The organism is Achromobacter sp. 10T422 (assembly GCF_056394065.1).
Window position 1 is genome coordinate 315914 of record NZ_JBFTHD010000006.1, and the last position, 21568, is coordinate 337481.

Sequence of the window (21568 nt, forward strand, 5' to 3'; positions counted from 1 at the left end):
CTTATCCGGGCGGCGGCGGCGCGAGATCAATACTGGTAGGTCAGCGACACGCGCACGCTGCGCCCCGGCTCGGTGTACCAATCCACCGTGCGCGGCAGCGCGATCGAGCCTGCGGTCGGCACGTTGATGGCCTCCCAGTACTTCTTGTCGAACAGGTTGAACACGCCAGCCTGCACTTGCAGCCCCTTCACCGCGGCGGGGCGCCAATAGCCCATCACGTCCACGACACCATAGCCCGGTGCCTGGAAGTCGGCATAGCCGGCGGCCGGCGGGCCATCGGGGTACTCAACCTTGTCACGCTTCAAGGCGGTGGTGAGCATGGCGTCCACGCCCCACACATCGCGGCTGTAACCCACGCCCAGCACGGCTTTCAGCGGCGCCACCGAATTCAGGTATTGCCCGGTGTTTTCATCTTTGCCCACGGCCCATGCCAGCGAGCCCCACGTGCGCCAACCCGGCGAGAACTTCCAGTGTGCGCTGGCTTCGGCGCCATAGATGCGGACCTTGGCGCGGTTCACGTTGCCGGTAATGCCCAACGGATATTGCCCCGCCCAACCGGGCTGCCACTGCGGCGAATTGGCGTCCAGCGGTTGATTGCTATCGATAAAGTTCTGATAACGATTATCAAACAACGATACCGCAGCACCCAGGTCGTCGGAACCGATCTTGGCGCCCAATTCCCAGCCCTTGCTGGTTTCCGGCTTCAGGTAGGGATTGCCCACGCGCAGATAGGTGCCTGGGCCGCCGTAGTTGGTGTAGAGCTGGCTGGCGCTGGGGGCCTTGAAGCCATAGGCGTACTGGGCGTAGACGCTCAGTGATTCCATGGCCTTCCACGTGCCAAGCAGCTTGGGCGAGAAGCGGCTGCCGCTGTTGGACGGCGGCAAGGCGCCTGCGTTGGGATTGCTTTCGTAGCTGGCGGTGGACTGCGGCTTTTGCTCGTAGTGGTCGTAGCGCAGCGCTGGCGTCAGCGTGTAGCGGCCGTCGGCAAAACTGAATTCGTCTTGCACCCACAACGCCCATTGGTTGCCCTTGGACTCCGGCACGTCAGCCTGGTTGGTGTGCAGCATGTCGCACGAGCGCGGGCCAAACGGCGCGGGCAAACCCGGACGAATGGCAGGGCAGTTGTCATAGCCGGTGGAGTTCTGCTCGGTCTTGTTGCCGTACCACTCGCCGCCCACCGTCCACAACTGCGACACGGACTCGCCACCCAGCCGCTTGGTCAGTTCGCCGTTTACGCCGAACAAGGTCTGTTGGATGGAGTTGCTGCGGCCATACGGGCCGCTTGGGAAGCCGTATCGGAACGGATCGCCCGGGATGATGCCCGCGCGCGAATCCACGCTGCGCACGCCATCCAGCGCGTTGTCCAGCCGCAGCCGCGTCCAGTAGACGACGGCGGTGGCGGTGTCGATCAGGCCGCCTTCGCTGGGCGCCTTGTACGAATAGTCGAACGACACGCGCTCGCGCTCGGTTTCTTTCTTCGTGCTGTTTTCGCCGTACAGGTAGGACGTGCCAGCACCCTGTTCGTACATGTTGTCGATGTCGGCGCGGCGCTTGAAGTATTCGCCCGTCAGGCCAAAGCGGTGGCCGCCGTCGGCGCGCTGCTGCAACTTCAACAGGAAGCTTTGCTGGTCGTAGTCTTCGGGGCTGGGCTGGCTGCGCTTGGGGCCATAGCCGCCCACGTCGCCACGGTTGTCCAGGTCGTGCCCGTTGCGCACGCCCGCTTGCACCAGCCAGAACGTATTGCTGTGAATCTGGCCCGCCAGCGCTGCGTTCGCGCCCCAGCTGGCGTCGGCGGAATCGTAGTCGGTCTTGGCGAGTGCGCCGAACGTCTTGCCGTCGGTCAGCAGGTCGGACGGGTCCAGCGTATACAGGTCGGCAATGCCCGAGATGGCGCCGGAGCCACCGCCCGTCGCATCCGCGCCGCGCACGATGTCCAGCCGCGACAGGCTGTTGAAGTCCACGGATTCCAGGCCGCCCTTCACGCCGCGCGCGCCGTCATCCAGCCACGGCAGGCGGATGCCATCCACGCGGGTCAGCACGCGGTCTTGATCCAGGCCGCGGATGTTGATGCTGTTGTTTGACCGGTTGAAGCTCACGCCGGGTTCGGCGCGCTTGCCCAGATCGCTCCAGTTGCGGATTTGCAGATCGTCCAAGCGCTTGCGGTCGGTGCTGGTTTCCCAAGCGGGCGTCACGACAGCGCCTTCGCCTTCCACTTTCACCGGCGCCAGCTGCGTCACGCCCGGCTGCGGCGCGGCTTGCAGAACGAACACGCCGGCGCTGCGCTGTTGCACCGCCAGGCCGCTGCCATCGAGCAAGCGCGTAAAGCCCTCGCCCACCGAGTACGTGCCATCCAGCCCCGCCGTGCGGCGCTGGCCCACCAGCCGGGCGTCAAACAGAATCGTCACGCCCGCGCTGTCGGCAAAGCGCGGCAGGGCTTCCGCCAGCGTGCCGGCCGGAATGCGATAGCTGCGCGCCGCGCCCTGGCTGACCGATTGTGCGCTGGGCGAAGCCTGCGCCTGCGCCACCGCAAGCGGCAGCATCGCGGCGGAGACGGCGGCAAGCGCCAGCGCGGCATGCACCGCGCCGTTCAGGCGGGTCAAGCGGGGCGGCGCGTCCGGGGGGGGTGGGGAGCCGCTTGCGCGGCCGGCGGGGAGATAAGCCATGGTCGTCCTTTCGATCCAACGGGTATCGGCATTCGTTTGCCTATACAGACCATGACCCTCGTGATTCGCGAATCGGACAGCTTCGATGCCGGTTTTTTGTAACGGCGAAAAAATCATGCCGCTGACGCGCGCGGCCCGATGGTGACCCAGTACGGCGTGCGGGTGCGCACTTGCACCGGCAAGGTGGCGGGCAAGGCCGCCAGCACCGCGTCGGTATCGCTTAGCTGGAATGCGCCCGAGATGCGCAGGTGCGCTATCTCGGGGTCGCAGCGCAGGACGCCCGGGCGATAACGCCCAAGCTCAGACGCGAACGCATCCAGGCGGAGTTGATTGGCGTAGAGCACCCCGCGCATCCAGTCGCTGGCGTGCGGGTCAGCGGGCGCCGCGTCCGAGACACCGGCCGCGGTCAAACTGCCCTGCTCGCCCGCCGACAGACTCAGCACGCGCCCGGGGTGCGCGCCGCTTGCAAGGCGAACCTGCCCTTCTTGGACGCTGACGTGGCATTGCCCACCCATTTGCCGGACGCAGAAACGCGACGGCGGGGCTTCAATGTCGCCCAGGCTCGTGCGCACGACGAAGGGCCGCGGATGCAGCGATGCCTCGGCCACGGCGTGGACGGCGATCTCACCCGAGCGCAGGCGCACCAGCCGCGTCGTCGCGTCAAACGCCACATCCACCGCGCTGCCGGTATTCAGGTGCAAAGACGATCCATCGGCCAGCATCACGTCGCGCCGTTCGCCGGCCGCGCTGCGATAGTCGGCCGTCCAGTTCAACGGGTCTGCGCGCCAGGCGGCCCAGCCCACCGGGCCTGCCACCACCAGCGCCACCAACGCCTTCAAGGCCGCGCGGCGCTGCGTCAGTTCGGGCCGGTTCAGCGTCGCCATGCCAAGCGCCGTGGGGATCAGGCCGAAGCGTTCATTCACGCGTTGCGCGCGCTGCCAGGCGGTTTCGTGTTCGGCCTTGCTGGCGCGCCATTGGTCGCAGGCATGCACGTCGGCATCGGTTGCGCGGCCGGAACTCAGCCGCAACAGCCAACGCGCGGCAACGCGCGCCACATTGCGTTCAACGGCGGGCAGCTCGCCCGTCTGCGTGCTCACGTCACCGCCATGATGCATTGCTCGAACCCCCGGGCGATGTAGCGGTGCACCGACCGCAACGACACGTTCAGCCGCTGCGCGATTTCGCCATGGCTCAGGCCTTCCAGCTGCGCCATCAGAAACGCCTGACGCGCGGGCAAGGTCAAGCCCGCCAGCATTTCGTCGATTTCCTGCAAGGTTTCCAGAATGATCAGCCGTTGCTCGGCCGACGGCGCCACCGCTTCGGGCATCAGCGCCAGCGCTTCCAGATACGCGTTTTCGACCGAACGGCGGCGATGGTGATTCATCAGCAGCCGCTTGGCGATCGTTGTCAGGTAGGCGCGCGGTTCACGCAGCGCGTCCAGCTCGTGGCGATGGCGCAGCACCCGCACGAACGTGTCCTGGGCCAGGTCCGCCGCGTCGAAGGTGTTGCCGAGTTTGGCGCGCAACCAGTTATGAAGCCACCCATGGTGGCTTCGGTACAAAAGTTGCACGGTGTCGCCTGAAGCGAGCACAGGGTTAGACACGACAGGCTCCCGGAACGCAAAAATACAAATAGCAATCAATCTCATTCTAAATGCAAAACCATGATTCTGGTCAAGTCCGCGCGGGATTGTGTTGCGGCGATATCATGGGGACAGACCGGCCGCAATCCGCGGCCATTCACTACCCGGACCTCGCCATGTTCTATAGCGTCTTGAAATTCATCCACGTGATCGCCGTGATCCTGTGGGTTGGCGGCATGCTGTTCGCGCACTGTTTCCTGCGGCCGGCGGCCGCGAAGTTGGAACCGCCCGTGCGCTTGAAGCTGATGGCGTCCGTGCTTGGCCCCTTTCTGAACGCCGTGCTGGTGGCCATCGTGCTGATCCTGCTGACCGGCATGTCGATGATCGGACAAGCAGGCAGCATGGCCACACAATCTGGCGGCACGTTCTTCATGCCGCGCAGCTGGACGCTGATGGCCGGTGGCGGCATCGTGATGATGGTGATCTTCGGCCACATCCGCTTTGCGCTGTACAAGCGCCTGGCCGCCGCGGTGGCCGCGTCTGATTGGCCCAAAGGCGGCCAGGCCATGGCCGGCATCCGCCGCTGGGTGGGCGTGAACCTGATCCTGGGCATCGCCATCGTGGCGATCGCCTTCCTGGCCTAGCCGGATACCAGCCGCGCCGGCCAGCTATCGGCCAAGTGGCGGCTGGTATCGGAATTCTTTTGACTGGTGCAATACCCCGTACATCCGCGGCACCCACACTGCGGATGACTCTCGCGGGTCACGTCAACAACGATAAGGGATTCCCCATGATCAAACGTGCATTGCACCTGGCCGCCCTCGGCCTGTTCGCCACCTCGTTCGCCGCCCACGCCGCCGCGCCTATCGACAACAGCGCCCTGGAAAAACCCGAGTTCCGCGCCCACAAGGCGACCTATGGCGTGGTCTACCGCCTGCCGCAAGACGTCAACGCCGTGCTGGACGCCAAGATCAACGGCACGCTCAAGCAAGACCTGTTGGCGCTGGGCCTGAAGACCGAGGCCGAAACGCCCAACATGCCGCACGTGACCGTGATGCACCTGCACAGCGCCGACCCGGAAACACCCGCCCGCATGCTGAAGGCGCTGCCCAAGCCGCCCGCGCCGTTGCAGGTGACGCTGAAAACCTTCTACCCGACCGAAGCCGCCAAGGGCGCGGGCCATCCGTGGTGGCTGGACCTGGGCGTCGTCAAAAGCGGCCAGGGTTTTGAAGACATGATGCGCTACAACACCGTGACCACCGCGGCGCTGGCCCCCTTGCGCGACGGCCCTCTGCCGCGCGTGACCGGCCCCGTCTACGCCAAGATGAGCGACGCGGGCAAGGACCTGGTCAAGACGATGGGTGTCAGCGGCGTGAACATCATGCAGGACGGCAAAGAGGTGCGCGCCCACAACCCGCACACCACGCTCGTCTACAGCATGGCGATGTACGACACCCGCCTGCAGGACGCCATGAAGCAGGAGTCCGACAAGTTCAACGCCGTGCTGCCTGAAGGCATCAACACCACCTTCAAGGACGTGTCCATCGTCGAGATCGGCTTTGCCGGCAACGTGGTGCGTGAAATCTACCGCGTCAGCCTGGAAGACGGCTCGGCCATTGATGTGGCCACCGGCAAGAAGGTCGGCGGCTAACGTCCCCGGCGCGGGCGAGGCGCACGGCTTCCCGTCAGCTGCCACTTTATGGCAGCATTGCGCGAATCCTCTCTCTGACTGCACGGGCGCTGTCCGCCCGCCCCGCCCCATGTCCCGCACTGAACGTCTCCTGGACTTGCTCCAGACCTTGCGCCGCCACCGCCTGCCCGTCAGCGGGCAGCGGTTGGCGACGGAAATGGGGATCAGCCTGCGCACCCTGTATCGCGACATTGCCACGCTGCAATGCCAGGGCGCTGAAATCGAGGGCGAGCCGGGCGTGGGCTATGTGCTGCGGCCCGGCTTCATGCTGCCGCCGCTGATGTTCAGCACGGAAGAGATCGAAGCGCTGGTGCTGGGCACGCGCTGGGTGGCGGGCCGCACGGACGAACGGCTGGGGCTGGCGGCGCGCAATGCGCTGGCGAAGATTGGCGCCGTGCTGCCGCAAGAGCTGCGCGACGAGCTGGACGCCATTCCCTTGCTGGTGGCCCCTAGCCCCTATGCGGTGATCGACCGGGTTGATGTGGCGCTGATCCGTCAGGCGATTCGCTCGGAGCTCAAGCTTGAAATCAATTATCGCGATGACAAGGGCGCGGAATCCGCGCGCGTGATCTGGCCGTTTGCGCTGGGGTTTTTCGATAGCGTGCGCATCGTCATGGCCTGGTGTGAACTACGCGGCGACTTCCGCCATTTCCGCACCGACCGCATCGCATCCCTTGCCGCCAGCGAGCGCTATCCGCGGCGGCGCCACCAGTTGTTGAAAGAGTGGCGCGCGATCAATCACGAGCCCAAGAAATGCTGATGCACACTACTGCCAAAAACTGACAGTACCCCTGCCTACCATGAGCGCATTACCCACCAGGAGCGCATCATGTCCGAATCGAACTACGTCCTTTTTTACGTCGAAAATCCCCAAGCCAGCGCGGCGTTCTACAGTGCGTTGCTGCAACGCCAGCCGGTTGAAAACTCGCCCACGTTTGCCCTCTTTGTGCTGGACTCCGGCCTGAAGCTGGGCTTGTGGTCACGCTACACGGTAGAGCCGGCGGCGGCCGGTCGCGGCGGCGCATCCGAACTGGCCTTCTCGGTTGCCGATGCTGACTCCGTCAACCAGCGTCATCTGGAATGGAGCCTGCGCGGGCTGCCCATTCTGCAAGCGCCCACCGATATGGATTTCGGCCGCACCTTTGTGGCGCTGGACCCGGACGGGCATCGGCTGCGTGTGTTCTCGCCGGCCCCGGCCAATGCCCCCGCAGAACCCAACGAACGCGCCGCAGCCGCCTACGCCGCGTAACGCCAACGCGGGCTTGTCCCATGGCGCACGAGCCCGCGCGTTCGATCAAGCCGCTGCTGAAAACAAGTCCGTCATGAACTGCGTGGACTTGATGCCGGTGCCTGTCAGCAGCACCACCGTGCGTTCGCGGGCGTGAATGGCGCCGCGTGCTTGCAGCACGTCCAGGGCCGCAGCGGCCGTGGCGCTGGTGGGCTCTGCATACAGGCCCGAGAGCGCCAGCTTTTTCACGGCGGCCACGATATCGGCTTCCGGCACCGCCACCGTCTGGCCGCCACTGGCGCGCACCGCCTGCAATACCTCGCGCAAGCGCACGGGATGCTTGATGGCCGTGCCTTCCGCCACCGTAGGCAACACCTCGCGCGGCACCGCGCCGTCTGCGCCCGCCTGAAAACTGGCGTCCACCGGCGAACAGTTCAGCGGCTGCGCCACGAACAGCTTGGGCAGGCGGCGGATTTGTCCGGCCGCCAGCAGCTCGGCGAAACCGATGGCGCAGCCCAGCACATTACTGCCCGCGCCCGCCGGGATGACCACGTTGTCAGGCGCCTCGAAGCCGAAGTCTTCCCACATCTCGTAGGCGATCGACTTGGTGCCTTGCAGGAAAAATGGCTGCCAGTTGTGGCTGGCGTAGAAGATAGCTTGCGACGCGCGTATGGCTTCGGTCTGCGAGTTCTCGCGCGGGCCTTCGATCAGGCGCACGTCGGCCCCGAACGCGCGTATCTGCGCCACCTTTGCCTGCGACGTATAGGCCGGCGCAAAAATGGTGACGCCCATGCCCGCCGCCGCGCCAAACGCCGCAATGGCGGCCCCGCCGTTGCCCGAGCTATCTTCCGCCACGGCGTGGATGCCAATCTGCCGCAACCACGACAGCATCACCGCCGCGCCACGGTCCTTGAAGCTGCACGTCGGGTTGAACCATTCCAGTTTGAAATGAGGCCGCAGGCCGCCCCAGGCGCGCTCGACCATCGGCGTGCAGCCTTCCCCCATCGACACGGGCTGCGCGATATCGGCGGGCAAGGCCGCGCGATATCGCCAGATCGAACGTTCGCGCGTATCGATGTCACCGCGCGAAATACCCGGCAGCGGCGACATCATCAACGGCGTTTGCGCGTCGGAACACCAGCGCGCATCGGTAATGGGATATTGGCCGCCGGTCAGCGGGTCAACGTAGCAAGGCTGGGACATGATGAAGGCAACGGGGAACGGGAAAGCGCCAGTCTAGGGTGAACGGCCGCCATCGCGTTGCAATATCATGTTGCGATAAACGCAATGGAAAACTCGAACGGAGAACCCGCATGGAACGAGGCGCGCTATGGGAATACCAGGTGTTTTGCGCCGTGGCCGAACGCCAGAGCTTTGTCGTGGCCGCGCGCGCGTTGGGCGCGTCACCCAGCGCCGTGACCCGCGCGGTGCAAGCGCTGGAACGCCAGGTGGGCGCACAGCTGCTATTGCGCAGCAAGAGCAGCGTGGTACTGACCCCGCAAGGTGAAAGCTATTTTCAGTCTGCGCGTGAGCTGCTGCGCCTGGAGGCGCAGGCGCGCGATGATTTGCAGGACGCGCAAGGCGGCGTGCAAGGCCGGCTGCGTTTTTCAGCGCCCGACCTGCTGGGCGTTGCCCTGCTGCCCGCCGTGTTGCGCCGCTATGCGGACGCGCACCCCGGCGTCAGCATGGACATTGTCTATACCGACAAGGGCATCGACCCCATCGCCGAAGGCCTGGACTTTGCCATACGCGGCGGCTTCCCGGCGTCCAGCGAGCTGCTGGGCGCGCGGCTTTGGCCGTATGAGCGGCTGCTGTGCGCCAGCCCCGACTACGTGCAACGCATGGGCTTGCCGCGTGAACCCGAAGAGCTGAAGCAGCATCGGTTGGTGATGCATACCGGGCCGCGCGTGCTGAAAGACTGGCATTTGCGGCAAGACAAACGCATCGTCCGCCTGCATGCCGAGCCCGCGGTGCGCGCCAGCAGCGGCAGCGGCGTGATGGCGATGGTGCTGCAAGGCATGGGCATCGCGCGGCTGGCGGATTGGGCGGCACAACCAGAGATTGACCGCGGCGCGCTGGTGCGCGTGTGTCCGGCCTACACCGTGACGTCCGCGCAAGGCACCGCGCCGCAGATGCATGCCGTGTACGGGTCGCGTTCGCTGCCGGCGCGCGCCCGCGCAATGCTGGCGGCCATTCGGCAAAGCATAAGCGGGCCGGGGCGTTAAGCCCCGGCCCGCTCGTTGTGCTGTCGAACTTGCTGTCGATCCGGCTGTCAGCCCCGCTGACTGCGCGTCTGCAACATCACCGTTTCGCCGCGCTTCTTGAACAGCAGGAAATACAGCGCAGCCAGAATCAGCAGGAACGGCACGCCAAACACCAGCGTCATCTTGAACACGTTGGTGAAGTACGTCGTGACCAGAATTGCCAGCATGGCCACCGCGCCCAACAAGGTCAGCACCGGAAAGCCGGGCATCCTGAATGACAGCGCCGCGCCACCCTCACGCGCCCAGCGGCGGCGGAAGAAGTAGTGCGTGATGAAGATCATCATCCATGTGAACAGCGCGCCGAACATCGAGATGGCCATCATCAGCGTGAACGCCGTGTCGGGATACAGCACCTTCAGCACCACGGCAATTGCAATGCCGCTGGTGGACAGCAGCAGCGCGTTCAACGGCGTGCCGCTACGCGTCAGGCGGCCAAACAGCGACGGCGCGTGACCGGCGCGCGACAAGCTGAACATCATGCGCGTCGTGATGTAGAGCTGGCTGTTCATGGCCGACAGCGCCGCCACCAGCACGATGAAGTTGATGACGCCCGCCGCGCCCGGAATCTCAAGCGCCAGCATCACCTTCACGAAAGGGCTGCCTTCCTTGCCCGCTTCGTTCCACGGCACAATCGCCAGAATCAGCGCCAGCGTCAGCAGATAGAAGACGACGAGCCGGACGATGGTGGCGCGAAACGCCTGCTTCACCGCGCGTTCGGGGTCTTCGGCTTCGCCCGCCGCCACCGCGATCATCTCTACGCTCAGGTAGCTGAAGATCGAAATCACGACCGCAATCCACATGCCCCACAGGCCATTCGGGAAGAAGCCGCCATGCGACGTGTACTGCGCGACGCCATATTGCGGATTGCCCCAGACCACATACGCGCCCAGGATGATGAACGCCACGATGGCGGTGATCTTGATCGTCGAGAACCAGTATTCGATGGTGCCAAACGCCTTGACGCTCATGGCGTTGATGACAATCAGCGCCCCCGAAAACACGCACACCCATTGCCAGCCTGGCACGTTGGGAAACCAGAAGCTCATGTACTCGGCCACCGCCGTGACTTCGGTGCCCACCGCCAGCACCACGCACGACCAGTAGGCGTAGCGCACCAGAAAGCCCGCCAGCGGGCCGATGTAGTGCTCGGCGTAGGCGCCGAATGAACCCGAGGTGGAATGCGCCACGGTCATTTCGGCCAGGCAGCCCATCAGCAACAGCGTGATCAGCCCGCCGATGGCGTAGCTGATGATCACGCTGGGCCCGGCAAAGCCGATGGCGAACTTGCTGCCCAGAAAGAGGCCCGTGCCAATGGCGCCCCCAATGGCGATCATGCTCATCTGGCCCGAGGTCAAGCGCCGCTTGAGCCCCTGTTCACGTTCGGCGATCTTGCCGAATCCTTCTTGTTTTTGCATTGTCTCCTCCTGTCCTGCGCTCTCTGTATTTATAGATATGTGGCCGATAGGGCCTGCGCGATAAGGCAACGCTTAGCCGTTCAGGTCACGGCAGACCGTTGCTTGAATTCGGGCGCGTCCCAGGCGCGGCTGTCCAGCACGTCTTTCAGGATATCCACAGCATCCCATACGTCGGCGTAGCCGAAGTACAGCGGCGTGAGGCCAAAGCGCAAGACTTCGGGCTCGCGGTAGTCGCCGATGACGCCGCGTGCGATCAGGGCCTGCATCACCTCGTAGCCATTGGGATGGCGGAAGCTGACGTGGCTGCCGCGTTCGGCGTGGTTGCGCGGCGTGACGAGCGTGAGCGGATGGCCTTCGCAACGTTCTTCGACCAGCGCGATGAACAGGTCGCCCAAGGCCAGCGACTTGCTGCGCACTTGCGCCATGTCGGCGGCGTGGGCGACGTCCAGGCCGCATTCCACCAGCGACAAGGACACGATGGGCTGCGTGCCGCACAGGTAGCGGCGGATGCCGCCCGCCGGTTCGTAGGCCACGGCCATGTCGAACGGGCGCGTGTGGCCCCACCAGCCGGACAGCGGCTGCCAGAAGTCCTTGGTGTGGCGCGGCGCCACCCAGATGAAGGCGGGCGAACCGGGGCCGCCGTTCAGATACTTATAGGTGCAGCCCACGGCAAAGTCGGCGTTGGCGCCGTTCAAATCCACCGGCACCGCGCCGGCCGCATGCGCCAGGTCCCAGATGGTCAGCGCGCCGCGCTCGTGCGCCAGGGCGGTCACAGCGGCCATGTCGTGCATCTGGCCACTGCGGTAGTTCACATGCGACAGCAGCATCACGGCGACGGAATCGTCCAGCGCCTTGTCCAGCGGCAGGTCGTCGTCGATCAGGCGCATCTCGTAGCCCTGCTCGAGCAGGTCGATCATGCCCTGGATCATGTAGAGATCGGTCGGGAAGTTGTCGCGCTCGGACAGGATGACGCGGCGTGCGGGTTGCTGCTTTTGCTGAATGCGCAAGCCGGCGGCCAGCGCCTTGAAGATGTTCAGCGAGGTGGTGTCGGTGACCACCATTTCGCCTTCGCGCGCCCCCAGCAGCGCACCCAGCTTGTCGCCCAGACGGGCGGGCAGTTCAAACCAGCCGGCCGTGTTCCAGCTGCGGATCAGGCCGGTGCCCCATTCGTTCTTGATGACGCCGGCTGCGCAGGCGGCCGCGGTCTTCGGCATGACGCCCAGGGAATTGCCGTCCAGGTAGAGCACGCCGGGCGGCAGCTCGAAGCGGTCTTTCAGGGGGGCCAGGGGGTCGTTGCGGTCGGCGGCGACGCAATCTTCGCGGGTAGTCATGCAATGCTCCTTCGGGGCAAAATTCAACAAACAGGATAGCAGCGTGGTCAGGCCTGAAAATTGCAAACCCGGGCGTGGCTTACCCTAAGTTTTCGCAGTAAATTGCTTCCATATCAAAATTTTCGAATTGGATTGCACGATGCTTTTAGACGCGATTGACCAGCGCATCCTGTACCGCTTGCAGGAAAACGGGCAGCTCAGCAATCAGGATCTGGCCGAACAGGTGGCGCTGTCGCCCTCGGCCTGCCTGCGCCGCGTGCGGGCGCTGGAGGAAGCGGGGTTCATTCGCAACTACCGGGCGGTGCTGGACGCCGACAAGCTGGGCTTTGAGCTTGAGGCCATTGTGCATGTGTCGCTGGACCAGTCGCGCCCCGGCTGGCACGAAGCGTTCCTGGCCGGCATCGCCGCGCATGACGAAATCACCGAGGCCAGCATCGTGACCGGCGCGTCGAACTACATCCTGACCGTGCGCACACGCAATTTATCGGCGTTTTCGCAGTTCGTGGAAGACAAGCTCAGCAAGATCGCGGGCGTGCGCGACCTGTGCTCGCATATCGTCATGCGGAAAGTGAAAGACCGCGGCGGCATGCTGCCGCTGGCCAGCTGGCGCTAAGCGGGGCTGCCCTAGGCATCAAGCCGCCGAGCCGTAGCGCAAAAACCCAAACACCGTCACGAAATGGCAGGCTGATCCGCCCATCACGAACAAATGCCAGATGCCGTGGGCATGCCGCCAGCGTTTGTCGTTGACGTAGAACAGTGTGCCGACGGTGTAGGCCACCGCGCCCGCCAGCAGCCAGGCCAACCCCGCCGAGGACAAGGCGCCCGCAATCGGCGCGGCGAACATCACGCCCAGCCAGCCCATCGCCAGATACAGCGGCAAGGCGGGCGCCGCGCCGCGCGCCCACCAGAGTTCGCGGCTGATGCCGATGGCGGCCAGCACCCAGATCGCCACGCCCATGACGCCGCCCCAGGCGTGCTGCACCGGGCCAAACGCCAGCGGCGTATATGTGCCGGCAATCAATAGGTAGATGGCGCAATGGTCGGCCTTGGCCCAACGCGCCTTGTTCGGGCCGCGCGTGCAGTGATAGAGCACCGACGAGGCATAGACGGCAATCATCGACGCCGCGAATACGGCGCAAGAGATGATCTGGCGCGTGGCGACGTTCAGTTCGGCCGCCCGGGTGATGAGCACGCTTGAGGCGGCCACGGCCATGGCCAGCCCCGCCAGATGCGTGGCGCCGTTGAAGCGTTCGCCTTTGTACATACGTCCTCCTTGGACACCGGCGAACCGCCGGCGTCTGCCATCTTGGGCCCGGCCTGTGACAAGCTGACGTCAGAGGCCAACACCCATGGCCGCATCTGACGTCAATGGCTCACGCCAGGCCGCAATGGCGACCGGAGGTCAGGCGATGAAATCCACCGCCGCGGGAAAACCTTCCACCGCACGCGCCGCCAGAATGGCGCGTTGCACGGCAATGGCCATGGCTTCGGCCGCCATGACGCCCAGCAGCATCACGTTGCCCGGCTTGCCGGACGTGCCGGTGCCAAGCGCGAAGATCGTGTCGCCGTCCATCATGGTGTGTATCGGGTTGATCGTGCGGGCCAGGCCGTCATGCGCCATGCCCGCAATTTTCTGCGCCTGCGCCTTCGTCAATTGCGCGTCGGTGGCCACGACGCCAATGGTGGTGTTGGTGCCGGCGCGCATCGACTTGGGCAGATCGCCCGCAAGAATGGCTGCGCGCGTGTCCAGCAGATGCTTGCCATCGGCCGTGCGTGCGCCCGCCAGGATGCGCCCGGTGGCCGGGTCCAGCACATCGCCCACCGCGTTGACGGCAACGATGGCGCCCACCGTCACGCCCGCCACGGTCAGCGACGCGCTGCCGATGCCGCCCTTCATGGCGCGCTGCGGTCCATAAAGCTTGCCGACGGTAGCGCCCGCCCCTGCGCCGACGTTACCTTCCTTGGGCGCATCGGTGGTGGCGGATTTGCACGCCTGATAGCCCGCCGCCGCATCCGGGCGGATGGATGCATCACCCACGCCCAGATCAAACAGAATGGCCGACGGCACAATCGGCACGTGCGCCACGCCCACGTCAAAACCAATCTTCTTTTCTTCCAGATAGCGCATGACGCCGCTTGCGGCATCCAGCCCGAACGCGCTGCCGCCCGACAGCACAATGGCGTGCACCTTTTCCACCATGTTCACGGGGTTCAGCAGATCCGTTTCACGCGTGCCGGGCGCGGCCCCGCGCACATCGACGCCGCCGGTTGCGCCCGCTTCCGCAATGATGACCGTGCAGCCGGTGGGGCGGCGGGTATCGGTGTAATGGCCCACCCGCAAGCCCGACACCTGCGTGATGCTGCCCCCGCCCGGGGTCAGCCGCAAGCCGCTGGCGCCTTGTGCCGGCATCACGCCCGCAAACGCCGCCGACCCTGCCGCCGCCATCATGAAAGCCCGCCTGTTCCATTGCTGTTCCACACCGATCTCCGTCCCGTTGCCGATTGAATGAAACCCCCGCCGGCTGGCCGCCAAACGAGGGCAAGTTATGACTGGCAGTTATATTTTTACTATTCCTTATGCTTTGTGGAAAAATAGGCGCGTTGATAGAGTGCGGCTACGTCTGAGGGCATTGCACATCCCCATGCTCTCAAGAATGACACCGATCATCCGTGGAGCCTTGCCATGAAACTCTTCCGCTCGTTGTTCATCGCCGGCCTTATCCAGGCCGCAGCCCTTTCCGCCGCGCACGCCCAATCGGGCCTGGACCAGATCAAGTCCGCCGGCACCTTCAAGATTGGCACCGAGGGCACGTACGCGCCCTTCACCTTCCACGACGCATCGGGCCAGCTTACCGGTTTTGACGTGGACATTGGCCGCGCCATCGCCGAACGCCTGGGCGTGAAGGCCCAATTCGTCGAAGGCAAATGGGACGGCCTCATTGCCGGCCTTGACGCCAAGCGCTATGACGCCGTGATCAACCAGGTCGGCATCACCGACGCGCGCAAAGCAAAATACGACTTTTCTGATCCGTACATCTCATCGGCCGCCGTGCTGATCGTGCGCGACGACAACACCAGCATCAAGTCGTTTGCCGATCTGAAGGGCAAGAAGTCGGCCAACACGCTGACCAGCAACTTCGGCAAGCTGGCGCAAAGCCATGGCGCGGAAGTGGTTGCGGTGCAAGGGTTCAACGAAGCCATCGATCTGTTGACGTCCGGCCGCGTGGAAGCCACGGTGAACGACAACCTGTCGTTCCTGGACTTCAAGAAGCAAAAGCCCAACGCCAAAGTCAAAATCGCCGCCACTGACAAGACTGCTGAATTCAGCAATTCCGGCGTGCTGATCCGCAAGGGCAACCCCGAGCTGCAAGCGGCCATCAACAAGGCGCTGGCCGACATCAAGGCCGACGGCACCTACAAGACGATTTCGGTCAAATACTTCGGCACGGACCTGTCGTCGGCGCAATAAGCGGCGGAGACGCTCATGACGCTCCCTTCCTGGCTGCAAGCCGTCATGCCCGATTGGCTGCTGGCGCAAATCGGGTCGTGGACGGTGCCAGCCTGGGTGCAGTTGATGGCCGATTCGTTCTGGCCATTGCTGCATGCCGGCTTGGTGTTCACCGTACCGCTTACGCTGATGTCGTTTGCGCTGGGGCTGGCGCTGGCGTTCGTGGTGGCGCTGATCCGCTTGTTTGGCCCCGCGCCGTTGGTGGCCGTGGTGCGCTTCTATGTGTGGCTGATCCGCGGCACGCCATTGCTGGTGCAGCTGTTCGTGATCTTCTACGGCTTGCCCAGCGTGGGCATTGTGCTGGACCCGCTGCCCGCTGCGCTGATCGGCTTCACGCTGAACGTGGGCGCGTACAACTCGGAAGTGATTCGGGGCGCCATCGAGTCCATCACCAAGGGCCAGTGGGAAGCGGCGTACTCGCTGAGCATGACGCGCGGCCAGGCGCTGCGCCGCACGATCCTGCCGCAAGCCGCCCGCGTGGCGGTGCCGCCGTTGTCGAACTCGTTCATTGCATTGGTTAAAGACACGTCGCTGGCGGCCGTGCTGACCGTGCCCGAAATCTTCCAGGCGGCGCAGCGCATCGCGGCGGTCACGTATGAACCGCTGATCCTCTATACCGAGGCCGCGCTGATCTATCTGGTGTTCAGTTCCGTGTTGTCGGCCGCGCAGGTTCGCCTGGAACGGCGCTTTGGCCAGCACGCCGTGTTTTCCGAGAAAAGCCGATGATCCGCCTGCAAAAAATCGAGAAATCTTTCGGCGGCAATCCCGTGCTGAAGCAGGTGGATGTGAGCATCGCCGAAGGCAGCGTCACCGCACTGATCGGCCCATCGGGCAGCGGCAAGAGCACCTTGCTGCGCTGCGTGAATCTGCTGGAAGTGCCAGACCGCGGCACGCTGGCCATCGGGCCGGAAACGGTTGAATTCGAGCCAGGCAAAAAGCTGTCGCGCGATCAGGTGCAGCGCGTGCGCAAACAAACCGGCATGGTGTTCCAGAACTTCCAGCTGTTTCCGCATCAGACGGTGATGGGCAACGTGATGGAAGGCTTGCTGACCGTGCAGAAATGGCCGCTGGACCGGGCCCGCGCACGCGCCGAAGAGCTGCTTAAGAAAGTGGGCATGTCGGAAAAGGCTGACGCCTGGCCCGCCAATCTGTCAGGCGGCCAGCAACAGCGCGTGGCGATTGCCCGCGCGCTGGCGCCCGCGCCGCGCGTCTTGCTGTGCGATGAGCCGACGTCGGCGCTGGACCCGGGCCTGGCGGCGGAAGTGGTCGACGTGCTGCGCCAGTTGGCCACCGAAGGCATGACGATGCTGATGGCCACGCACGACCTGCGCCTGGCCGCCAGCGTGTCGCGCGAGGTGGTGTTTTTGCTGGATGGCGTGGTGGTGGAATCGGGCGAATCGCGGTCGATCTTTTCGCGCCCGGCTGATCCCCGCACGGCGACGTTTATCTCGACGCTGACGCAGGACGCAGCGCTGGGGCCGTAGCCCGCCGCTGGGGTCGTAGCCCGCCGATGGGGTCGTAGCCCGCCGCTGGGGTCGTAGCCAGCTTCAGGCGCGCCCACCGCGCCAGCAACGCCCCATTTTTAATCGGCCTCTTCAGACACCTTTGATCATTTCGGCGGTAAATTCCCCGCTGGATCGACGGCCTGGCCGTCATAGCGCAGCTCAAAATACAGACCCACCTGCTTGCTGTCGCTGTTGCCCATTTCGGCAATCTTCTGGCCCTGCTTCACGCTCTGGCCTTCCTTGACCAGCAGCTTGCTGTTGTGCGCGTAGATGCTGAGGAAGCTGGCGTTGTGCTTGACGATGACCAGGTGGCCGTAGCCGCGCAGCCCGCTGCCCGAGTACGCCACGGTGCCGCCTGCCGCGGCCACCACGGGGGTGCCTGCGGAATTCGAGATGACGATGCCGTTCGAGCCGCCGCCGTCGTAGCCGCGCGTGACCTTGCCTTGTGCGGGCCAAACCAATGAAATCGCACCCGGCGGCGCCGTGCGCCGCTTGCCGGAAGACGAGGACGATGCGCGCGACGTTGCAGCGGGTTTTGATGCCGCCTTGCTGGGCGTGGACGTCCTGGCTTGACCGTCCGGCGGGTCCACCCGCAAGACTTGTCCGACTTCGATCGAATTCGAATTCGACAACTTGTTCCACCGCACCAGATTGCTGACGCTAGTGCCTTGCTTGCGCGCAATCTGCGTCAGCGTGTCGCCCGACTGCACCCGGTAATAGCCGGGCTGGACTTTGGTGGTGCCGCAAGCGGACAACAACGCCAGCAAGGCCACGATGCAAGCCAGCATCCAGAATCGGCCAAGCGGCCGAAGCCGGGTCTGGCCAGAGGCGGTTGCGCGGGCGGACTGAGACAGGGTCGGGGCGGGCAAGGAAAGCACTGAAACCTGGGGCACTGAGTTGGCGGTTGGATGGAAGTGCGTTCAAGGGTACCAAGATTTTCGCGCGCCGGAGTGCGCGAATGCTTCACACCCACTTCGCACCCACGCCACAGGCGTGTATAACCCGCTCATCAAGACGCCCCCGTGGCGCCACGAAACCATGCGCTTGCAAGGACAATTATGGTGAAGCCCGACACAGTTAGAAGAAATCCGCTCTGCCTGCTTTGGACGCTTCCGTACCTGCTGTGCGGCGTGTTCTCGCACCTGCTGAGCGATCCGGTCAGCCACGCCTTGTTCGTCTGGCTGCCGCCCGGCGTGGCGGTCGCGGCCTATCTGCTGACGCCGCGCCGCAATTGGCTGCTGCTGATGCTGGGCTTTTTCGCCGCGCAGCTCGTCCTGACGCTGATCTGGCGCGGACAGCCCGCCACGGCAATCGTGTTTGCGGTGACGGGCACCGTCTCGTCGCTGCTGGCCGCCTGGACCGTGCAACGTTTGTCACCACGCTCCGAAGGGCTGGGATTCGTCGCCGCCCTGTTGGCCGGCGCGGTGGCGGGCGCCGCCGCCAGCGCGTTGCTGGGCGGCGGCTGGCTGTGGCTGACGCAGGAAGCGCATGCGGCGGTCCGTTTGCGCACCTGGGTCACCGCCTATCTGGCGGGTGTGCTGATCCTGGCGCCGGCGCTCACCGGCTGGTCGCAATTCCGGCCGCGCCGCTCCGGTGGCGCGCGCCTGCGTGAACTGGTGATCGGCCTGGTGGCTTATGTGCTGATGATCGTCTCGACCTTCATGACGTTCGACGGCGACATGATCCAGCACCTGCCTTACGTGGTGTCGTTCGAGCTGACCTATCTGCCCCTGGTGTTCGCCGTGCTGATCGCGCTGGTCTGGGGCACACCCGGCGGCACACTGGCCATGGTGACGCTGATGCTGATGGCGCTGTACCAAAGCGCGCAGGGCGAAGGCCCCTTCCTGCAAGCCAATGACCCCTGGCAAGTGCTGTTGGCCACGCAGGTCTATCTGGTGGTCACGGCGCTGCTGCTGTTGCTGGTCAACACCTTGCGCGGCGCGCGGGCGCAAGCGCTGGAAAACGCCGAGCAATGGCGGGGCCGCTTTGATCTGGCGCTGGCCGGCAGCCACCAGTTGATGTACCGCTACAACCCCTATGACGGCACGCTGGAACTGGCGGGCGACGTGCAAGACGCCTTCGGCCTGCCGCCTTCCGCCATCGCGAACCTGGAAGCGCTGATCGCCCACGCGCACCCGGACGACCGTGCACGTCTGTCCTTGCACTGGGCGGCCCGCCGCGCGGGCGCCCAAGACCGCACACCCTTGCTGTTTCGCGTCGCCCACGCAGCAGGCGGCTGGCGGCTGATCAGTGACCGAGGCTCGCCCCTGTCCGACTTCGATGGCAGCGTCGCCGTCGTGGCCGGCATGTGGCGGCTAGGCGACATCGAGGTCGAGCCGGCCAATGTCAACTAACTTACCCGTTCGCGCCGGCACAGGCGCCCTGCTCATTCACGGGCTCGGCGGGACCGAGTACGACCTGGGGTCCATGCACAAGATCCTCAAGCGCGCCGGCATCGAGACGCACAGCCTGACGCTGCCCGGCCACGGCGGAGCGCCGGAGGATCTGCTGTCCGTGCGCATGGAAGACTGGCTGGACGCCGTGACGKCCAAATATCACGAGGTGGCCGCCCGCTACGAGACGCTGCACGTCATGGGCATGTGCCTGGGCGCGCTGCTGGCGGTGGAACTGTGCAAGCGGGTGGGCCACAAGCAGGGCAAGCTGGTGTCGCTGGCCGCCCCCGTCTTCATTGATGGCTGGAGCACGCCCTGGTATCGGGGTCTGCGCCGGCTGGTCTACCGCATCCCTGGCCTGGCGGCGCGCATGCGCGTCGAAGAGGAAGAGCCCTACGGCATCAAGAACGAATTGGTCCGGTCCATCGTCAAGGCCAAGTTCGAACGGGGCGAGAACTTCCACTACCGCTGGGTGCCCCTGGCCTGCGTGCGCGAAGTCGACCGGCTGCGCGCGGCCGTGCGCCAGGGGCTGGACGGCATCGGCTGCCCCACGCTGATCATGCATGCACACGAAGACGAACTCACTTCGGTGCGTTCGGCGCAACTGCTGCACGACGCCATCGCGGGCAGCCAGCTCGTGCTGCTGAACAACAGCTATCACATGATCTGCGTGGACAATGACCGCGATCTGGTGGCCGCAACCGTGCTGCAATTCATGGACCGCGACCCGGCTGCCGTGCAATCGCCCCGCGCAGCCGGGCGCGCGGCCCCCATGGGCGCCGCCGACATCGAACGCATTCTTGAGGCGTACCGGGGCTCGCTGCTGGCCGGTGAATTCGAAACGCTGTTCCCGCTGTTTGCCGAGGACGTGGTCTGGACCGAAGAAGGCGACAACCCCATCAGCGGCGTCTACGAAGGGCGCGGGGCGCTGATCAACTTGTTCTCGCGCTTGATGGACTATTCGCGCAACACCTTCGCGGTCAACGAGGTTGGCCAGCCTGCGCTGTCGGGCCGATCGATTGCGCTGCCCCTGCGCTTTCAGGTGCAGGACGGCGCGGGGCTGTACAACGGCGCGTCCACCCACACGCTGCGCTTACGCAACCACACCATCACGAAGGTCGTTTCCAAAGCCGATGAACCCCAGCGCGAAGATGCGCTCTGGCGCCGGCTGGCCGCCGCCAGCGGGCTGGAGCCCGAGGGCGACGCCATGGACGAGAGCACCCTGGCGCTTGACGCCAGCGCCTTGCCCGACGCCTTTGAAGCGGCCGTCATCGAACTGCGTTCGCTGCCGGCCGCCCCCTCGGCCGCCGTATCGATCCGGCTGACCGCCTACGAACAGCAAGCGCGGCTGGGTGACGCCCCACCGGCGCCCGCCGCTGGCGCCGATGCCCGCGAACAGGTGCGTCACGCCGCATGGCGGCTCTTGTCCGGCCTGCCCGCCGACCAGGCGCAACGCCGCCACATTGCCCTGGTGCGGCGCTTGAAGGCGGGATATTGGCCCGCGGGCATGGACTAGAATGCGGCCATGCCTGACTTGACCCGCCTCCTCCGTCTTCGGAGCGCCGTGCGCGCCCACGGCGTGCTGTGGCTGGCGCTTCTGGCCTTGACCTTGCGCGCCCTGGTGCCAACGGGCTACATGCCCGACGCCCGCGCGCTGCATGACGGCCGGCTCGAAGTCACGTTCTGCTCGGCTGCGGGAGACCTGTCCACGCTGAGCCTGGCGCTGGGCAACCCGCCGGACGGCAAGTCTGCGCATGACGCCGCCGAAACCGGCGCTCAATGCCCCTTCGGGCTGCTTGCGCATGTTTCCCCCGCGCCGCTTGCCGGCGTCACCCCCATCCTGCTGCCCGTCAGCCGGTCTGCACCGCCCCCGCCGGTTTACCAGGCCTTGCCCGCCCTGGCCGCCCAAGGGCCGCCCCTGGGGTCTCGCGCCCCACCCTCGCTGGTCTGACTCCGCCTGATGGCGCGGCCCTGCCGCGCGCCTTGCCG

Annotated in this window: 21 protein-coding genes; 12 read left to right on the top strand and 9 right to left on the bottom strand. The window is 65.3% G+C overall.

Annotation, left to right across the window (positions count from 1 at the left end):
* Positions 1–26 precede the first annotated feature (26 nt).
* The 3 genes from AC1DB0_RS17950 to AC1DB0_RS17960 all read right to left on the bottom strand — a co-directional run bounded on the left by AC1DB0_RS17950 (position 27) and on the right by AC1DB0_RS17960 (position 4266).
* Entirely contained in the window at positions 27–2663 is a 2637-nt protein-coding gene (locus AC1DB0_RS17950; RefSeq protein WP_476757966.1) for a TonB-dependent receptor, read from the bottom strand.
* 113 nt (positions 2664–2776) lie between these two features.
* Positions 2777–3760, bottom strand: a complete 984-nt coding sequence (locus AC1DB0_RS17955; protein ID WP_476757965.1) for a FecR domain-containing protein — start codon at positions 3758–3760, stop codon at positions 2777–2779.
* On the bottom strand, positions 3757–4266 hold the full coding sequence (locus AC1DB0_RS17960; RefSeq protein ID WP_054422631.1) for a sigma-70 family RNA polymerase sigma factor: 510 nt from the start codon (positions 4264–4266) through the stop codon (positions 3757–3759). The genes AC1DB0_RS17955 and AC1DB0_RS17960 overlap by 4 nt, the downstream gene beginning before the upstream one ends.
* Positions 4267–4421: 155 nt before the next feature.
* On the opposite strand from AC1DB0_RS17960, the gene AC1DB0_RS17965 reads away from it, so the two are divergent.
* The 4 genes from AC1DB0_RS17965 to AC1DB0_RS17980 all read left to right on the top strand — a co-directional run bounded on the left by AC1DB0_RS17965 (position 4422) and on the right by AC1DB0_RS17980 (position 7184).
* Entirely contained in the window at positions 4422–4889 is a 468-nt protein-coding gene (locus AC1DB0_RS17965; protein WP_054423300.1) for a CopD family protein, read from the top strand.
* A gap of 146 nt (positions 4890–5035) precedes the next feature.
* Positions 5036–5896 carry a hypothetical protein gene (locus AC1DB0_RS17970; RefSeq protein ID WP_175170072.1) on the top strand — a complete coding sequence of 287 codons (861 nt, stop codon included), beginning with the start codon at positions 5036–5038 and terminating at the stop codon, positions 5894–5896.
* Positions 5897–6005: 109 nt separating this feature from the next.
* Positions 6006–6695, top strand: coding sequence for a helix-turn-helix transcriptional regulator (locus tag AC1DB0_RS17975; protein WP_054422633.1), 690 nt, complete (start codon positions 6006–6008; stop codon positions 6693–6695).
* A 69-nt stretch (positions 6696–6764) separates the two neighbouring features.
* Positions 6765–7184, top strand: coding sequence for a VOC family protein (locus AC1DB0_RS17980; protein ID WP_476757964.1), 420 nt, complete (start codon positions 6765–6767; stop codon positions 7182–7184).
* A 45-nt stretch (positions 7185–7229) separates the two neighbouring features.
* On the opposite strand, the gene AC1DB0_RS17985 is transcribed toward AC1DB0_RS17980, so the two are convergent.
* On the bottom strand, positions 7230–8366 hold the full coding sequence (locus tag AC1DB0_RS17985; protein WP_054422635.1) for a threonine synthase: 1137 nt from the start codon (positions 8364–8366) through the stop codon (positions 7230–7232).
* 110 nt (positions 8367–8476) lie between these two features.
* Between AC1DB0_RS17985 and AC1DB0_RS17990 the strand changes: the two genes are divergently transcribed.
* The gene (locus tag AC1DB0_RS17990) at positions 8477–9388 is read left to right on the top strand and encodes a LysR family transcriptional regulator (RefSeq protein ID WP_447578538.1); all 912 of its coding nucleotides are present in this window, start codon (positions 8477–8479) and stop codon (positions 9386–9388) included.
* Positions 9389–9435: 47 nt separating this feature from the next.
* Here the strand turns inward: AC1DB0_RS17990 and AC1DB0_RS17995 are convergent, their stop codons facing one another.
* Positions 9436–10842 (bottom strand): amino acid permease, encoded by a 1407-nt coding sequence (locus AC1DB0_RS17995; RefSeq protein ID WP_454669643.1) that lies wholly within the window; start codon positions 10840–10842, stop codon positions 9436–9438.
* An 80-nt stretch (positions 10843–10922) separates the two neighbouring features.
* Positions 10923–12173, bottom strand: a complete 1251-nt coding sequence (gene kynU, locus AC1DB0_RS18000) for a kynureninase (RefSeq protein WP_175170076.1) — start codon at positions 12171–12173, stop codon at positions 10923–10925.
* Positions 12174–12312: 139 nt separating this feature from the next.
* On the opposite strand from kynU, the gene AC1DB0_RS18005 reads away from it, so the two are divergent.
* Positions 12313–12786, top strand: a complete 474-nt coding sequence (locus AC1DB0_RS18005) for an Lrp/AsnC family transcriptional regulator (RefSeq protein ID WP_054422639.1) — start codon at positions 12313–12315, stop codon at positions 12784–12786.
* 18 nt (positions 12787–12804) lie between these two features.
* On the opposite strand, the gene trhA is transcribed toward AC1DB0_RS18005, so the two are convergent.
* Positions 12805–13437, bottom strand: a complete 633-nt coding sequence (gene trhA, locus AC1DB0_RS18010; RefSeq protein ID WP_476757963.1) for a PAQR family membrane homeostasis protein TrhA — start codon at positions 13435–13437, stop codon at positions 12805–12807.
* Positions 13438–13575: 138 nt separating this feature from the next.
* Complete coding sequence (locus AC1DB0_RS18015) at positions 13576–14622, bottom strand: P1 family peptidase (RefSeq protein ID WP_054422641.1); 1047 nt, start codon at positions 14620–14622, stop codon at positions 13576–13578.
* A 234-nt stretch (positions 14623–14856) separates the two neighbouring features.
* Between AC1DB0_RS18015 and AC1DB0_RS18020 the strand changes: the two genes are divergently transcribed.
* From AC1DB0_RS18020 to AC1DB0_RS18030, 3 genes are all read left to right on the top strand, one after another.
* Positions 14857–15642 carry an amino acid ABC transporter substrate-binding protein gene (locus tag AC1DB0_RS18020; protein ID WP_054422642.1) on the top strand — a complete coding sequence of 262 codons (786 nt, stop codon included), beginning with the start codon at positions 14857–14859 and terminating at the stop codon, positions 15640–15642.
* Between the two features lie 84 nt (positions 15643–15726).
* On the top strand, positions 15727–16407 hold the full coding sequence (locus tag AC1DB0_RS18025) for an ABC transporter permease subunit (protein WP_054423301.1): 681 nt from the start codon (positions 15727–15729) through the stop codon (positions 16405–16407).
* Positions 16404–17165 carry an amino acid ABC transporter ATP-binding protein gene (locus AC1DB0_RS18030; protein ID WP_175170078.1) on the top strand — a complete coding sequence of 254 codons (762 nt, stop codon included), beginning with the start codon at positions 16404–16406 and terminating at the stop codon, positions 17163–17165. Before AC1DB0_RS18025 ends, AC1DB0_RS18030 begins: the two co-directional genes overlap by 4 nt.
* Before the next feature lie 125 nt (positions 17166–17290).
* Here the strand turns inward: AC1DB0_RS18030 and AC1DB0_RS18035 are convergent, their stop codons facing one another.
* On the bottom strand, positions 17291–17974 hold the full coding sequence (locus tag AC1DB0_RS18035; protein ID WP_054422644.1) for a peptidoglycan DD-metalloendopeptidase family protein: 684 nt from the start codon (positions 17972–17974) through the stop codon (positions 17291–17293).
* A 270-nt stretch (positions 17975–18244) separates the two neighbouring features.
* Here AC1DB0_RS18035 and AC1DB0_RS18040 point away from each other — a divergent pair, with 270 nt between their 5' ends.
* From AC1DB0_RS18040 to AC1DB0_RS18050, 3 genes are read left to right on the top strand one after another with little or no spacing between them, the layout of a single operon-like run.
* Positions 18245–19540 carry an MASE1 domain-containing protein gene (locus AC1DB0_RS18040; RefSeq protein WP_476757962.1) on the top strand — a complete coding sequence of 432 codons (1296 nt, stop codon included), beginning with the start codon at positions 18245–18247 and terminating at the stop codon, positions 19538–19540.
* Positions 19530–21095: an acyl-CoA-binding protein gene (locus AC1DB0_RS18045; protein ID WP_476758715.1), complete on the top strand. Its 1566-nt coding sequence runs from the start codon at positions 19530–19532 to the stop codon at positions 21093–21095. The genes AC1DB0_RS18040 and AC1DB0_RS18045 overlap by 11 nt, the downstream gene beginning before the upstream one ends.
* Before the next feature lie 48 nt (positions 21096–21143).
* A complete protein-coding gene (locus AC1DB0_RS18050; RefSeq protein ID WP_254600567.1) occupies positions 21144–21530 on the top strand; it encodes a DUF2946 family protein in 387 nt (128 codons plus the stop codon).
* Positions 21531–21568 lie beyond the last annotated feature (38 nt).